At 71.5% G+C, this 15,543-nt stretch carries 13 protein-coding genes and 1 riboswitch; of the genes, 4 read left to right on the top strand and 9 right to left on the bottom strand.

Going from position 1 to position 15,543, the window contains the following annotated elements; all coding sequences use genetic code 11:
- Window positions 1–75: 75 nt before the first annotated feature.
- The 6 genes from N865_RS02595 to N865_RS21540 all read right to left on the bottom strand — a co-directional run bounded on the left by N865_RS02595 (window position 76) and on the right by N865_RS21540 (window position 7,302).
- Window positions 76–849 (bottom strand): hypothetical protein, encoded by a 774-nt coding sequence (locus N865_RS02595; protein ID WP_157557526.1) that lies wholly within the window; start codon window positions 847–849, stop codon window positions 76–78.
- A 141-nt stretch (window positions 850–990) separates the two neighbouring features.
- The gene (locus tag N865_RS02590; RefSeq protein WP_157557525.1) at window positions 991–1,416 is read right to left on the bottom strand and encodes a DUF6318 family protein; all 426 of its coding nucleotides are present in this window, start codon (window positions 1,414–1,416) and stop codon (window positions 991–993) included.
- Between the two features lie 312 nt (window positions 1,417–1,728).
- Complete coding sequence (gene plsY, locus N865_RS02585; protein ID WP_034801238.1) at window positions 1,729–2,331, bottom strand: glycerol-3-phosphate 1-O-acyltransferase PlsY; 603 nt, start codon at window positions 2,329–2,331, stop codon at window positions 1,729–1,731.
- A complete protein-coding gene (locus N865_RS02580; RefSeq protein ID WP_245603636.1) occupies window positions 2,328–3,227 on the bottom strand; it encodes a DegV family protein in 900 nt (299 codons plus the stop codon). Before N865_RS02580 ends, plsY begins: the two co-directional genes overlap by 4 nt.
- Window positions 3,228–3,393: 166 nt before the next feature.
- Window positions 3,394–6,369, bottom strand: a complete 2,976-nt coding sequence (leuS, locus tag N865_RS02575) for a leucine--tRNA ligase (RefSeq protein ID WP_051509952.1) — start codon at window positions 6,367–6,369, stop codon at window positions 3,394–3,396.
- Window positions 6,370–6,654: 285 nt separating this feature from the next.
- Window positions 6,655–7,302, bottom strand: a complete 648-nt coding sequence (locus N865_RS21540) for a lysoplasmalogenase (RefSeq protein WP_157557524.1) — start codon at window positions 7,300–7,302, stop codon at window positions 6,655–6,657.
- A gap of 90 nt (window positions 7,303–7,392) precedes the next feature.
- Between N865_RS21540 and N865_RS02565 the strand changes: the two genes are divergently transcribed.
- Together N865_RS02565 and N865_RS02560 are read left to right on the top strand one after the other, a co-directional pair.
- Window positions 7,393–7,767, top strand: a complete 375-nt coding sequence (locus N865_RS02565) for a thioesterase family protein (protein WP_051509948.1) — start codon at window positions 7,393–7,395, stop codon at window positions 7,765–7,767.
- Window positions 7,768–7,868: 101 nt separating this feature from the next.
- On the top strand, window positions 7,869–8,729 hold the full coding sequence (locus tag N865_RS02560) for a hypothetical protein (RefSeq protein WP_034801233.1): 861 nt from the start codon (window positions 7,869–7,871) through the stop codon (window positions 8,727–8,729).
- Between the two features lie 56 nt (window positions 8,730–8,785).
- Here the strand turns inward: N865_RS02560 and N865_RS02555 are convergent, their stop codons facing one another.
- Window positions 8,786–9,397, bottom strand: a complete 612-nt coding sequence (locus N865_RS02555; protein ID WP_034801231.1) for a YgjV family protein — start codon at window positions 9,395–9,397, stop codon at window positions 8,786–8,788.
- 96 nt (window positions 9,398–9,493) lie between these two features.
- Between N865_RS02555 and mgtA the strand changes: the two genes are divergently transcribed.
- Window positions 9,494–12,244: a magnesium-translocating P-type ATPase gene (gene mgtA / locus N865_RS02550; RefSeq protein ID WP_084327880.1), complete on the top strand. Its 2,751-nt coding sequence runs from the start codon at window positions 9,494–9,496 to the stop codon at window positions 12,242–12,244.
- On the opposite strand, the gene N865_RS02545 is transcribed toward mgtA, so the two are convergent.
- The gene (locus N865_RS02545) at window positions 12,162–12,542 is read right to left on the bottom strand and encodes a DMT family transporter (protein ID WP_051509946.1); all 381 of its coding nucleotides are present in this window, start codon (window positions 12,540–12,542) and stop codon (window positions 12,162–12,164) included. The two genes, mgtA and N865_RS02545, sit on opposite strands and share 83 nt — an antisense overlap.
- Window positions 12,542–12,856 carry a DMT family transporter gene (locus tag N865_RS02540; RefSeq protein WP_034801227.1) on the bottom strand — a complete coding sequence of 105 codons (315 nt, stop codon included), beginning with the start codon at window positions 12,854–12,856 and terminating at the stop codon, window positions 12,542–12,544. The genes N865_RS02545 and N865_RS02540 overlap by 1 nt, the downstream gene beginning before the upstream one ends.
- Window positions 12,857–12,868: 12 nt before the next feature.
- Window positions 12,869–12,932, bottom strand: a riboswitch (guanidine-III (ykkC-III) riboswitch).
- Window positions 12,933–13,035: 103 nt separating this feature from the next.
- On the opposite strand from N865_RS02540, the gene N865_RS23690 reads away from it, so the two are divergent.
- Entirely contained in the window at window positions 13,036–15,543 is a 2,508-nt protein-coding gene (locus N865_RS23690) for a CHAT domain-containing protein (protein WP_084327879.1), read from the top strand.

Here is a 15,543-nt window from a genome sequence, read left to right as displayed (position 1 = left end):
CGGGCGCCCCGCCCCCCGACCCCTTACGACACTGCCCAGCATTGTTGACCAGTGCCGCAGCCGCGGGAGCCAGGGTCAGTGGTTGACCAGGACTGCCTGCGCCTCGCGGACCGTGATGGTCGTGACCGGTCCGGGCACCGTGACCGTCGAGGGAATCGGGTCCCACCTGGTCCCGTCCAGGCTGAAGTCGGCTCCGAAGGTTGTCAGCACCCGCGTCGGGAACTCGCCACGCTCGCGATACACGTGGGTGATGTCTCCCTTCGGGTACACGCCTCCGGTGCTCACGGTCGGCCCGTAGGTGGTGCCGTCGCCGAACACGTACGTGAACCCGACGAGCTTGGGGCGGATCCGCACCGGTATGCCGCGCAGCACGGACTGGTCCACCTCGCCGGGCGCGAAACCCCCCGTCGACCAGTCGACGCGGTAGAACGTCGTCAGGTTGACCAGGGTGATGTTTCCCTTTGGCTGGCTGCTGACTTGCGGCTTGGCCCACGGGGTTCGCATGAACTGGGCCTTGAGGTCGGCCATCGTCAGCGTCGGCCGCGCGCCTGGGGCAACATCCGAGGCGCACGTCAGGCCCTTGCTGTCCCACGGCTCGAGGACCACATCGCCCGCGACGGTTCGGCGCCAGATCCTCAGCAGCGGCCCCAGCTCCTCCGGCGGGCAGTCCCGCAGGGCGTGCTGGCAGGTCGACTCCTCGTTCGGGGAGTCCGGGTGGACCTGCGGGCAGTCGTTCAGCGAGGCGTACTCGTAACGCGGGGCATCAGCGGCCCGGTCGACAATCAGCCCGCCACCATCGCCGGGATAGTTGGGGAGCGCCAGCACTTCTTCTCGAGAAAGCGTGGACACCTCCGCACCGGATTCGGTGGTATCACACGAAAGGAAGTTTCCGCAGTGCCCTGAGGCGTGCGTGGCCCAAGTTGTGGTTGCGGATGTGACAAGCAACCCTGCGGTGACGACGAGGCAAGTCAGCGCATGCTTCGATCTCACTTATTTCGCCACCTGCAGTCGTGAGATGTACCAACGGCCCTCGTATGCCAAGGTCGCCACGAAAGCCCCCGAATCCGCCTCCGTGGTGTCGACTTGTCTTCCTGCGGCGTCAACTATGGGCACCGCATACAGCTTCACCCGCACGAGCGCTGTGCGCTTGCCATCGACGAAGCTCAGTGGCTCGAAATCGGTCACCTTCAGCGCGTCTCCCACATGGTGCTGGCGTTCAGCCTGAAGCGAAGAGACTGAGTTGTAGAAGGTCGCGCACATCGGACAGGAAGCCATCGCAAGCCCGTCGAGCAGGGTCGGATCGCCAGCCTTAGAAGCCTCGTTGAGTTGCCGGAGGTAGAAGGCCGCGTACGCCGCGGCGCCCTCCATGGTCTCCGCGCGGGCGGCGGCGGGGATCCGCGCCAGCACGGGGTCCACCGTCGTAGTCGCTCGCAGCGCGCTCGTTGTCGGCGCGACGCTCGTGCTCGTCACCGCCGGGCTCGAAGGCCCCGCAGGCGTCGAGGTGGGAGACCCTCCCCCGCCCGAGCAGGCGCCGAGCGCGAGCACCGCCGCCAGCCCGGCGGCATACGGCCTCACCGTCCATCGTGAATGTGCCATGGGCATCCCCTGTGTCATCGTGGCGACTCGGCTGTCAGGGTCAAACAACCCCAAAGCCGGTCAAACGTTCCCACAAGAGTGCCCGCTGCGCACCCCGAAGCGTGCGCGTCATCCACAGGCCCCTCCTCCGCGTCAGGTCACACGCCGCTGGCGCCACCAGCCGACGGCGTTGTTCTTGTGCCGCCACAGCACGATGGCGGCGATCGCGGCCAGCCAGACGCCGGTCCAGACGTCGCCCGGCGCATGACCGACCCAGACGAGCACCGCCACGACGATCATCGAGAGCGCCCCGAGGATCGACCCCGCAGCCACCCACCGGGTCAGCGCGACCGACACCGCGAAGACAAGCAAGACGACCAACGCCACCCACGGGTGGACGCCGAGGATCGCGCCGAGCGTCGTCGCCACGCCCTTCCCGCCGTGCCCGTGGAGGAACGGCGAGTAGATGTGGCCGAGCACGGCGGCCAGCCCGACGGCGTAGGCGGCATGGGGCCCGAAGGCCTGCGCAGCGATGTACGCAGGCACGAAACCCTTGAGCACGTCGAGGACCCCGACGAGGACACCCCACTTGCGGCCGAGCACGCGTCCGGCGTTCGTCGCGCCGGGGTTGCCCGAACCGGACGTCGCGAGGTCCTTCCCGAGCACCCGGGCGATGATCGTCGCGGGGTTGATCGCCCCGACAAGGAACGCGGCGACGATCCCTGCCACCCAGGCGGCGAGGGTTGCGGCGTTCACGACTCCCGGCCAGCAACGATGGGCTCGCCGGCGCGCGGCGAGACGGCGATGGCGACGGTGCCGGGTCCGACGTGCGCCCCGACGACCGCCCCGAGCTCGACGACGAGGACCCGGCGCGCTCCGGGCAGCTGGTCACGCGCCCACCCCGCGATGGCCTCGGCGCGCTCCGCCGCGTCGAGGTGGTGGACGGCCACGTCGACCGCCACGCCCCCCTCGGCGACGTGCTGCGCGACCATCGCCTCGATCCGGGCGATGGCGCGCGCGGTCGTGCGGACCTTCTCGATGGGCACGATGCGCCCGCCCCTGACCCCGAGGACGGGCTTGATCGCGAGCGCCGACCCGAGCAGCGCCGACGCCGCGCCGATGCGCCCCCCGCGCCGCAGGTGCTCGAGGGTGTGGACGTAGAAGAGGACCTTCGAGGGGGCCAGTCGCTCGTGGACGACGCGTGCGACCGTCGCGAGGTCCGCACCCCCCGTCGCGGCCTCGGCCGCGGCGACGACGGCGAAACCCATTGCCATGCCGATCGTCTCGCTGTCGATGACCTCGACCGGGATCGATGCCTCGGCAGCGGCGAGGCGCGCCGCCTCCACGGTGCCGGACATCTGGCTGGAGAGGTGGATCGACACGACGTGGGTCGCCCCCTCGGCCGCCAGCCGCTCATACGTCTCGAGGAACACCTGCGGCGTCGGGCGTGACGTCGAGACGACGGTGTACTGCCGCAGCGCGGCCGCGACCTCGTCGGCGGTGATGTCACGGCCCTCGACGTGGTCGGCCCCACCGACGACGACATGGAGGGGGACGACCTCGATCGCGTGCTCGCGCAGGAGGTCGTCGGGCAGGTATGCGGTCGAGTCCGTGACGACGCGCACGGCCACGCGTGGTTCCGGGACGCTCACGCCGGTCTCCTTCCGCCCACCGAGGACACGACCAACGTAGCGGACCATGCCGAGAGGCCAGGCGCGATCGCGCCCGCCCCGCGCGGTGGGGTCCGGGCCGGGGTCGGGGCGATCTGTCATGGCCATCGGGCGACGACGATGGACAGCCAGTCCAGGGCAGTCCAGGTCAGAGCGGGACGACGTTGACGAGCTTGGGCGCCCGGACGATGACCGTCCGGATACCGTTCGCAGTCGCGGCCCTGACCTTGTCGCGTGCGAGGACGAGCTCGCGCAGCTCGTCCTCGGAGATGTCGGGCGCGACGTCGACGCGGTCGCGGACCTTGCCCTTGATCTGCACGACGCAGGTGACCTGGCTCTCGACGATCTTGGCGGGGTCGCTCACGGGGAAGGCGGCGTATGCGACGCCGCCGTCGTGCCCGAGGCGCGCCCACATCTCCTCCGCGATGTGCGGGGCGACCGGAGCGAGCATGAGCACGAGCGCCTCGACGACCTCGCGCGGCGGGACGTCGAGCTTGGTCACCGCGTTGTTGAGCTCGATGAGCTTGGCGATGGCGGTGTTGAACCGCAGCCCCTCGTAGTCCTCGCGCACGCCGGCGATCGTCTGGTGGAGCTGGGTCGTCAGCGCCTGGTCGGGGCTCACGTCGGCGACGCGCACCGCACCGGTCTCCTCGTCGACGACGTTGCGCCACAGACGTTGGAGGAAGCGCTGCGAACCGACGACGGCACGGATCTCCCACGGCTTGGACAGCTCGAGCGGGCCCATCGACATCTCGTAGACGCGGAAGGTGTCGGCGCCGTACGCGTCGTACATCTCGTCGGGGCTGACCGAGTTCTTGAGCGACTTGCCGATCTTGCCGTACTCGCGGTTGACGAGCTGGCCCTCCCAGACGAACGTCGGCTCGCCGTCCTTGCCCGGCTCCTCGCGCACCTCGGAGGCGGGGACGTACTGCCCGCGCGAGTCGGTGTAGGCCCACGCCTGGATGTATCCCTGGGAGAAGTACTTGCGGAACGGCTCCTCGCTCGAGACGTGACCGAGGTCGAAGAGCACCTTGTGCCAGAACCGCGCGTAGAGCAGGTGCAGGACCGCGTGCTCGACGCCGCCGACGTAGAGGTCGACACCACCCGGGTCACGGGTCCCTGCGGGCGCGCCGGCGACCGGCTCGGCGTGCCGCGCCATCCAGTAGCGCTCGTTCTCGGGGTCGACGAGGGCGTCGTGGTTGGCCGGGTCGAGGTAGCGCAGGTAGTACCAGCACGAGCCGGCCCAGTTGGGCATCGTGTTGGTCTCGCGGCGGAACCGGCGCAGGCCGCGACCGTCACCGAGGTCCATCTCGACGTTGACCCACTCGGGCACGCGCGAGAGGGGCGGCTCGGGCGAGCTCTGCGCGTCGTCCGGGTCGAAGGTCTTCGGCGAGTAGTCGGGCACGTCCGGCAGGGTCAGCGGCAGCTGCTCCTCCGGGACGGCATACGCGACGCCGTCCTCGTCGTACATGATCGGGAACGGCTCGCCCCAGTAGCGCTGGCGGCTGAAGAGCCAGTCTCGGATTCGGTAGTTGATCGTGCCGTGACCGATGCCCCCGGCTTCCAGGTGGGCGATGATGCGGGCCTTGGCGTCGTCGATGCCGAGGCCGTCGAGCGACACGGCGTCGTTGGCCGAGTTGACCGCGACGCCATCGCCGACGAACCACTCGGTGAGCGGCATGTCGGCCTGCTCCGCGGTCGGGGCGACGACGCGCACGATCGGGATCGAGAACTTCGAGGCGTACTCGAAGTCGCGCTCGTCGTGCCCGGGGACGGCCATGATCGCGCCTGTGCCGTAACCCATGAGGACGTAGTCGGCGACGAACACCGGGATCGACTGTCCCGTCAGGGGATTCGTGGCGAACGAGCCCGTGAAGACGCCCGTCTTGTCCTTGCCCTCGGTCTGCCGTTCGACCTCGCTCTTGCGGGACGCGGCCAGCCGGTATGCCGCGACCGCCTCCTTCGGGGTCGCGCTCGCGGCCGCGTGCTGCCCCTTCCAGTCGTCGTGGGTGCCCTCGGGCCAGGCCCCCTCGGGGACGAGCGAGTCGACGAGGGGGTGCTCGGGGGCGATGACCATGAAGGTCGCGCCGAAGATCGTGTCGGGCCGTGTCGTGAAGACCTCGATGCCGCCCGTCTCGCCCGTTCCGAGCACGACGGGGAACGTCACGCGCGCGCCGTGGGATCGCCCGATCCAGTTGCGCTGCATGAGCTTGACCTTCTCGGGCCAGTCGACCCCGTCGAGGTCGTCGGCCAGCCGGTCGGCATACGCGGTGATCCGCATCTTCCACTGCGAGAGGTTGCGCCGGAAGACGGGGTAGTTGCCTCGCTCTGAGCGTCCCTCGTTGGTGACCTCCTCGTTGGACAGGACCGTGCCGAGACCCGGGCACCAGTTGACCGGTGCCTCGTCGGTGTAGGCGAGGCGGAAGCCGTCGAGGACCTTCGCCTGCTCGGTGGAGCCGAGGTCGGCCCACGCGCGACCGTCGCCATCGGGGATGGCTCGCTCCCCCGACTCGAGCTCGGCGACGAGCTCGCTGATCGGCCGGGCGCGGCCCTTAGCACCGTCGGCGCGGACCGCGTCGGCGTCGTACCAGGCGTCCCAGATCTGCAGGAAGATCCACTGCGTCCAGCGGTAGTAGTCCTCGTCGATCGTCGCGAACGTCCGGCGGTTGTCGAACCCCAGGCCGAGGCGCCGCAGCTGGCGCCGCATGTTGGTCATGTTCTCCTCGGTCGTCTTCCGAGGGTGCTGCCCGGTCTGCACGGCGTACTGCTCCGCGGGCAGGCCGAAGGCGTCGTAGCCGAGGGCGTGGAGGACGTTCTTGCCGAGCATCCGGTGGAAGCGGCTGTAGACGTCGGTCGCGATGTACCCGAGCGGGTGGCCGACGTGGAGGCCGACTCCGGACGGGTAGGGGAACATGTCGAGCACGAGCAGCTTCTGGCCGAGCGCGCCGACCTTCTCCGGCTCGGCCCAGGGGCCGGCCGGGTTCGGGGCGTTGAACGTGCCCTCCTCCTCCCACCGGTCCTGCCACGCGATCTCGATGTCGCGGGCCATCGCTGCGGTGTAGCGGAAGGGCGTCTCGTTGGCGGACGCGGTCGGGGTGCTCGGAGTGATCGGAGCCTGGCTCATGTCGTCTCTTTCGTCGCTTCGCTGGTCTGGTCGCGCCCCTCGCGCCCACTGCGGGGGCAAAAGAAAACCCCTCGCACAGGAGGGGAGCCGCGTTGATGTCGGGGAGCCCCGACTTTCGTCAACGCGGCTGCGGAAGGAGCAGCAGACCAGCCATGGACCCAAGGTTAGCGCAGTGCCCAAACCAGATGCTCCTGCACATACGGGTCGACCGACGACGGGCACCCGCAGCCCGGCTCGAGCCGGACGACCAAGCCGTCAGGCTCGGCACGTCGGGCATTCAGGCTGTCAGCGGAGCAGGCCCACGACGAGGAGCACCTGTGCCGCGTGATAGGTGACCATGACGGCGAGCGGCGCCCACCGACGCTCGTGCACGAACCGGTCGTGCCCGAGGATCGTGTCGGAGGCGAGGAAGACGAGACTCCCGAGGAGCACGACCCAGTCGCCCCGCCAGGCGGCGACGAGGACGAGGCCGACGAGGACCAGCTCGTAGACGAAGACCGGGACCCGCTGCGGGCCGGCATGGCGAACGACCTCACGGCCGAACCGCGCGAGCACGACGAGCAGGAGCGGCACCGTGGGCAGCAGCAGCCACGGGAACCCCCCGGTCCCCGACGACCGGGCGATCGCCCAGATCCACGCGACATGGGCGAGCAGGAAGGACGCCAGGCCGACGAGGAACCGGGTCTCGGTCGCGTTGAGCAGGGCGATGTCGCCGACCAGGCTGAGGCCGAGCGCGACGAGCACCGGGGTCAGCGGCGGCGCGCCGGCGACCCGGCCCTCGGCGTAGAGGGCCCAGGCGAGGCCCATGAGCAGGACCATGAACGTCGGCTTCGTGACCCGCTCCACGGCGTGGTCCCCGAGCGCGACGGAACGCCAGTTGAGCAGGGCGGTCACGCCGAGCGCGAAGCAGAGGACCCATACGGGGTTGGTCACGGCGACAGGGTCCCAGCCCGCCGCCGCCGGCGTCGGCTGACACGCGGACACCCGGGTCGTCGCCTCAGGGACGTCTGTCAGACTCAGGCAATGCCCATGCGCCAGTTCCAGCACACCGTGACCCCGGACAACACCGCCGCCAGCGTCGGCAGCGGTGACCTCGAGGTCCTCGCCACGCCGGTCCTCATCACGTGGTGCGAGAACGCCGCCTTCACGATGTGCAAGAGCTCGATCGCGGCCGACCGCACGACGGTGGGCACCATGGTCAAGTTCGAGCACGTCAAGGGCAGCCCCGTCGACGCGGTGGTCACGGTCAACTGCGCCGAGCCGATCAACGACGGGCGCCGGCTCGTCTGCCACGTGACCGTCATCGACTCCGAGGGCGAGGAGATCGCCCGCGGCGAGGTGCACCGCGCGGTCGTCGACCCGGAGCGCTTCATGAGCAAGTGCCAGCGTCTCGTCTGAGACGCTCCTCGCGCCCGACCCGGGCGTGACCGACGACGGGCCGAGCGGCATACCGCCTCGTCGTCCACCTCCCTCCCAGCCGCTTGCGCCACCCTGAACAGGTGATCCTCGGTCTGCTCGGTGCCCTCGTCGCGGCCGTCGCCTACGGCGCCGCGACGATCCTGCAGGCCATCGGCGTGCGCAGGCTCGCGAGCCGCCCGCCCCGTCCCTCCCTGACCGACACGCTCCGCGCCGGCTGGCCGTATGCCGCCGGGCTGGGCCTGGACGGCCTCGGCTTCCTCGCGTCGGTGGCCGCCTTGCGTACCCTGCCGCTCTTCCTCGTCGAGTCGACGATCGCCTCGTCGGTCGCCGTGACGGCCGTCCTCTCCGTCCGCGTCCTGCACGTCCGGCTCCGCCGCGCAGAGGTGGTCGCCCTCTGGACCGTCTGCGTGGGGCTCGTCGGGCTCGCTCTGTCTGCCACCGAGGGCGAGGCCCGGCCGGGCGACGCCCGCACGGCCGCGTGGCTGCTCGCCGGCGCGGCCCTCGTCGGTCTCCTCCTCGCGCTGGGACTGCTCGACCCCGTCCGGGCTCGCGGGTCCGTCGTGCTCAGCCTGGCCGCCGGCCTCGGCTTCGGCGGCGTCGGAGTCGCAGCGCGGGTGCTGCCCATCCCGGACCCCTGGTGGCACGTGCTCGACTCGCCGACCGTCTGGGTGCTCCGCGCGCTGATCCTCCACGCCGTCCTCGCGACCGTCGCGTCCGCCTTCGCCCTGGCCCGCGGACGGGTGACCACGGTCGCGGCCATCACCTTCGCCACGGAGACCGTCGTCCCCGCGGTCATCGGTCTGGTCTGGCTCGGCGACGGCGTGCGCGCGGGGTGGGCGCCGCTCGCCCTGGCCGGGTTCGCCCTGACCCTCGGTGGCTGCATCACCCTGGCGGGGCGGGCCGAGCCGGCCGAGATGGCCGAGGTGGCCGAGGTGGGCTGAGCGGCCTGAGCCGGCCTGAGCCGGCACGGACCGGTACGGACCGGCACGGGCCACGCTCAGAGCACGAAGGCGTCGCCCTCGCGGTGGAAGCCGAGCCGCTCGTAGTACGGGTCGACCATCCCCGGCGGGGTGAGGACCTTGCGGTAGCCACGCCGGCGGAACGGCCCGTCGGGGCCGAAGACGAACTCGCCGGGCGACAGGTCGCGGAAGCGTGGCGTGACGTAGTCGAGGAGCAGCTGCGCGGTCCCGGCACCCGTCTCGTGGACGAGGACGACGCCGACGGTCTCGTCGCCCTTGAGGACGAGGTAGGCACGGTCACCGGTGAACGGGTCGTGGACGAAGCCGGGGTTGAAGTGGCGGATGTCGGCCTCGTGAACCCGGATGACGTGCCGCAGGTACGTGTCGTCGCCCTCGACCTCGAGGACCTCGTAGGCGTCGGCGTCGTGCTTCGTCCGGCTGGACTGCCAGAGGTAGTAGATGTTGATTGCGGCGAGCACGATGTTGAGCCCGACCATCGGCCAGACCCCGACGATCGCGTTGTACACGATGAGGATGGCACACCCGACGAGGTTGATCAGGCGCAGCCGCGTCAGCTGCGTCTGGAGCAGCGACCAGACCAGGACCGCCGAACCGAACCAGCCGAGCGCCTCGAGCCACCACCCGCTCATGGTCGGACTGTAGTGGTCGGCGGCGGCCCGTGCCCGGGCTGCGTCGGATTCGCCGGAACGCTCGGGAGCCCGCCTGGCCCTTCCTAGACTGGCGACATGGGCCGACTCGATCGCCCGCCTGCCGCCCGGACGGGCCCCACCGGCCAGGACGCGCCCGCTGCACGCGGCGCTCCGGCCCCTGATCGGCGAGGTCCGCCGGCCCCCGGCGAGTCGCTCTCCGTCGCCGCCGCGGCGACGCTCGCCGCGAGCGAGGTCACGGCCCGCCTGCACGTCGACCCGACCCGCGGCCTCTCGCGGGACGAGGTCCTCCGCCGACGCGCCCGGTGGGGACCGAACGCGGTCGCCACGCACCGGGCCAGGCTCCTGCCCGTCCTGTGGCGGCAGGTCCGCTCACCGCTCCTCGGCCTTCTCCTCGCCGCCGCGGTCGCGTCGTACTTCGTCGGGGAGCGGACCGACGCGGTCATCATCGGCGTCATCGTGACCCTCTCGGTCGGCCTCGGCCTCGTCAACGAGTACCGCGCCGAGCAGGCGGCCGAGGCGCTGCACGACCAGGTCCGGCACCGGGCGGTCGTCGTGCGTGACGGCACGACGGAGTCGGTCGACGTCAGGGACCTCGTCCCCGGCGATCTCGTCCACCTGGGCCTCGGCGACCTGGTCCCGGCCGACCTGCGCCTCCTCGAGGTGAGCGAGCTCGCCTGCGACGAGGCCGTCCTCACCGGGGAGGCCGAGCCCGTCGGCAAACGGCCCGACCCCGTCGCCCCGGAGACGCCGCTCGCCGAGCTGGCCTCGTGCGCGCTCATGGGGACGATCGTCACGTCGGGGAACGCTCTCGGCGTCGTCGTCGGCACCGGTGCGCGGACCGAGTTCGGCACCGTCGCCGCCGGGCTCGCGACCCGGCACCTCGAGACGGAGTTCGAGCGGGGTCTGCGGCGCTTCTCGGTCATGCTCGTCTGGGTCGCCGGGGCCCTGACGAGCTCGATCCTCGTCATCAACGTCATCCTCCAGCGCCCCTTCATCGACGCACTGCTCTTCTCGCTCGCGATCGCCGTCGGCATCACGCCGCAACTGCTGCCCGCCGTCGTCTCGACGAGCCTCGCCGCAGGGTCGGCGCAGCTCCGACAGCACCGGGTCCTCGTCAAACGGCTCGTCTGCATCGAGGACCTGGGTGACATCGACACGGTTTTCACCGACAAGACCGGCACCCTGACCGAGGGCCGGATCCGCTTCGCGCGGGTCGTGCCTTGCCCCGGGATCGACCCCGACGAGGTTCTCCTCATGGGACTGCTCGCCACGGAGTCCCCGCTCGGCGTCGGCAACGCGCTCGACACGGCCCTCTGGGAGTCGGCCGCGACCGCGCGGATCCGCGACGCAGCACGCGCGCGACGCCGTATCGCGACGCTGCCCTTCGACCACGAGCGGCGGATGGTGTCGGTCCTGCTCGACGACGAACCGCCGACACTCGTCACGAAGGGGGCCCCCGAGGCCGTCCTCGGTCGCTGCGTCGAGGTCCCCGCGTCGATGCCCGCAGCCCTCGACGAGGAGTTCCGCGCCGGCAACCGCGTGGTCGCCGTCGGAACGAGACCGATGGTGCCCGGAGACACCCTCGACGTGACGGACGAGGCCGGGCTGCGCCTTGTCGGGCTCCTCGTCTTCCACGACCCGCCGAAGTCCGACGCCCGCGAGGCCCTGGGGCGCCTCGAGAGCCTCGGGATCGACGTCAAGGTCGTCACCGGCGACAACCCGATCGTCGCGCTCAAGGTGTGCCGCGACCTCGGACTCGGCGAGGGCGCGCTGACCGGCCCCGAGATGGCCCACCTCGACGACGAGGCCCTCGCCGCGAGGATCTCGGAGGTCACGGTCTTCGCCCGCGTCTCCCCTGAGGACAAGTCGCGGATCGTCCGGGTCCGCCGCCGCCTGGGCGGCGGGGTGGCCTTCCTCGGCGACGGCGTCAACGACGCGCTCGCCCTGCACTCCGCCGACGTGGGCATCTCGGTCGACACGGCCACCGACGTGGCCAAGGACGCGGCCGACATCCTCCTGCTCGAGAAGAGCCTCGACGTCCTCGCCGACGGCGTTGCCGAGGGCCGGCGGATCTTCGCGAACACGACGAAGTACGTCCTCATGGGCACGTCGAGCAACTTCGGCAACATGTTCTCGGCGGCGGGCGCGTCGATCTTCCTCACCTTCCTGCCGATGCTGCCGTCCCAGATCCTGCTCGGCAACCTGCTCTACGACTCGAGCCAGCTGACGATCCCGACCGACCGCGTCGACGAGGAGCAGCTGCGACGGCCCTCGCACTGGGACATCGGCTTCATCCGGCGGTTCATGGTGACGTTCGGCCCGCTCAGCTCACTCTTCGACTTCGCCACGTTCGCGGTCATGCTCTGGGGATTCCATGCCGGCCCGGAGCTCTTCCGGTCGGGCTGGTTCGTCGAGTCGCTCGCCACGCAGACGCTGGTCATCTTCGTCATCCGCACGCGGAGGGTGCCGTTCTTCCGGAGCCGGCCGAGCGTCCCGCTCGCGCTCTCCGTCGTCACCGTCGCGACGGTCGGGGCGGTGATCCCGGCGACGCCGCTGGCCGGGCCGCTCGGGTTCACCCCACTGCCGTGGCCGTTCTTCGCCGCGCTCGCGGTGATGGTCCTCGCCTACCTGGCCCTCATCGAGATCGGCAAGGTCCTCTTCTACCGGACCGCCGTGGCGCGGGCCGCCCACCCGGCCCCGCCGACACCGAGACGGCGTCGCGTCCGCCGTCGGGCCTCCCGCTTCACGACGACCCACCCGCGCCAGGGCTCTCGCCGCCGTCCGCGCGGCGGGGCCGAACCGGCTCGGGATGCCCGACGAGCTTGAGTCCCACGACCGACCCGACGATCCCGGCGATGAGCAGCGCCTTGGCCACCGATGCCTGCTCCTCACCGAAGGCCATCGCCCAGGCGACGGTCAGCGCGGCCCCGAGACCCGTCCACACGGCATACGCCGTGCTCATCGGGATCGAGCGCGCCGCCCTGGCCAGGCCCAGCATCGACAGGACGATCGCCACGCCGAAGAGGGCTGCCGGCAGCGGACGGCTGAGGCCGTCGGAGGCGGCGAGCGCCGAGGCCCACACGGCCTCGAGGAACGCGCTGAGCACGAGCAGGACCCAGGGCATCACGACACCGCCTTGAGGCCGGCGACACAGACGACGAGCACGAGCAGCAGTGCTCCCCGGGCGAGCCCGAGACGCTCCTGCCGGCGCAGCACGGCAAGCAGGACGGTGCCGACGGCGCCGATGCCGACCCACACGGCATACGACGTGCCGGCGGGCAGCTCGGTCATGGCCCACGCGAGCCCGACCATCGAGAGGGTGCCGCTCGCGGCGAAGAGACCGGTCGGGCCCGGTCGGCGCAGGCCGTCGGACGCGCCGAGCGCCGTGGCCCAGACGGCCTCCATGACGCCGGAGAGGACAAGGACGAGCCAGTGCATGGTGGGAGCCGTTCTGGCCGTCTTGTCGCTGGGCGGGTACGGCTCCCTCGTCCGCGGACGCGGCGGGCGCCCGAGTCGATCGTACCCGGGGTGGCGGACGTCCCGATTCGTCCCCCGGGCGCGACCAGCCCGGCGTAGCCTCGATGCACGATCAGGTTCCTTCGCCGGACAGGGATCCCATGGCTCGTGACTATGTCGACTTCGACCTCGCGATCGTCCACGAGGGGCAGGGGTATGCCGCACACGTCGTCGCGTCGCCCGCGGGCTCCGCGTCATCCCCCTTCGCGCTCCCCTTCACGCCGACCGACCTGGCCCAGTTCATGGTCGCGGTGGGTCCGCCGCGGGTCGCCTCGCGCCGCGTCGTGCCGGCCACGGCGCGGGTCGTCGACGTGCAGGACTACGGGGGCCGGCTCGGCGACGCGCTCCTGTCGGGCGCGGTCGGCGACGCGTTCCGGACGAGCCTCGCCGGAGCGGCCGCGGAGGGGAAGGACCTGCGATTCCGGCTGCGCCTGTCCGATGTCCCCGAGCTCGAGCCGGTGCCGTGGGAGTACCTCTACGACCGGCGGCTCGACCGGTTCCTGACCCTGTCGAAGGAGACGCCGGTCGTGCGCCTCATCGACTCGGTCGACCGGCCGCCCGCGGTCACCGTCGAGCCGCCGCTGCGCGTCCTCGTCATGATCTCGAGCCCGAGCGACCTGCCGCCCCTTGCCGTCGAGCGCGAGGAGCAGCTCCTGCGGGCGACGACCGGCGACCTCGTCGCGAGCGGCCAGCTCGAGCTCGTCGTCCTCGAGACGGCGACCCTGACCGAGCTGCAGCGCGCCCTCATCGACGACGTCCACGTCTTCCACTTCGTCGGGCACGGCGGGTTCGACGCGCAGAGCCAGGAGGGCGTCCTCGTCCTCGAGCGCGACGACGGGACGGCCCACCGCGTGAGCGGGGCCCGCCTCGGCACGCTGCTCCACGACGCCCGCGACATGCAGCTCGCCGTCCTCAACGCCTGTGAGGGAGCCCGGACGTCGGGGCGCGACGCCTTCTCCGGCGTCGCCCAGACCCTCGTGCGTCAGGGCCTGCCCGCCGTCGTCGCGATGCAGACGGAGATCTCCGACCGGGCGGCCCTCGTCTTCAGCCACGAGTTCTACTGGTTCCTCACCCGGGGTCTCGGCATCGACGCCGCGATGTGCGAGGTGCGCAAGGCGATGGCGGTCTCCGACGAGGCCTCCGAGTGGGGCACGGCCGTCCTGCTCCGCTCGGGCAGCGACCAGCCGTTCACCTTCACCGCCGCCGCGACGGCAGCGAGCCCGAGCCGCGAGCGTCGACTCGAGTCGCTCTACGACGCGGCCCAGGGCGCGCTGGCGGCGCAGGCCCCCGAGACGGCCTTGCCGATGCTCGAGCAGCTCGCCGCCGAGAAACCCGACTACGCCGACGTGACGACGCTCCTCCAGCGCGTCCGCCCGGTCGTGGAGGGCAGGGACGGCCCAGGTGAGACGGAGGCCGAGGCCGGGTCGGGGCTGGGGTCGGGGCTGGGGTCGGGGCTGGGGTCGGGATCCGCGTCGGGCGTGGGTGAGCCCGGTGACTCGGCGGGACTCGGTGACTCGGGGGGACTCGGTGACACGGCGGGACTCGGTGACTCGGCGGGACTCGGTGACTCGGCGGGACTCGGTGACTCGGCGGGACTCGGTGACTCGGCGGGACTCGGTGACTCGGCGGGACTCGGTGACTCGGCGGGACTCGGTGACACGGCGGGGCCCGGGACGGGAGTGGGTGAGCTCGGCGACTCGGCAGCCGGTCCCGGTGCGACCGACACGGAGCAGCTCCAGGGCACCGGCGGCGCGTCGCCACGGCCCGATCCGGGGCGGGGCCGTCGCCTCGGCCTCGCGGTGGGCGCCGGCGTGCTCGCCCTCGCCGTCGGAGGCGGGATCGCCTGGTGGCAGCTGGCCGACCACGGGGGTGGTGGCGGCACCGATGGCGGCACCGATGCGGTCATCGCGGCGTGCGGGCCCGCCGTGGACATCGCGGCCGTCGACCGGGCGATCGTGGCGTCGTGCACCGTGACCCCGCCCCGGATCGACGGGTCATTCGACGACTGGTCGTCGGTGCCGTCGGTGGCCGTCGACGCACAGGTCTATCCCAAGACCCCGATCGACGACGGCCTCGCGGCACGGTGGCAGACCGTCTGGGACCGCGACGCGCTCTACGTGCATGCCGTCGTCACGGACCCGGTCCACCGGTTCGTCGACGTGTCGAACCCGGCGCAGTTCTGGCGAGGTGACGCCATCTCCTTCGAGTTCGGGCCCGATGCCCGCGAGCTCGGCACCTCGGCCGGTCTGCGCAACGGCCAGGACCGGCACGTCATCATCGGCCTGACGACCGATGGGGCGGCCGCGTCGATCAACCTCGCGGTGGGCGGCGACTTCCCGGCCGGGGGCGCCGTTCCCGCGATCACGGCCGCCCGGTCGCTCAGCGACTCGGGGTACGAGATCGAGGCTCGGGTGCCGTGGCGTGAGCTCGGTGTCACCGCACCGCCCTCGCGTGGTGCCGTCTTCGCGACGAACCTCAACGTCAGCGACGCGGCCCGGACCCGAGCGTGGGAGCTGCGGAAGATGGTGAGCAGCAACCCGGAGCGTACGGTCCAGCGTCGCCCAGCGATCTGGCAGCCCCTCGTCCTCGGCGACCCGGCCGGCGGCTGA

This window comes from Intrasporangium oryzae NRRL B-24470, assembly GCF_000576595.1.
GTDB lineage: Bacteria > Actinomycetota > Actinomycetes > Actinomycetales > Dermatophilaceae > Intrasporangium_C > Intrasporangium_C oryzae.
Note: the sequence above shows the minus strand (reverse complement) of the source record. Positions and strands in the feature narration are given on the sequence as shown.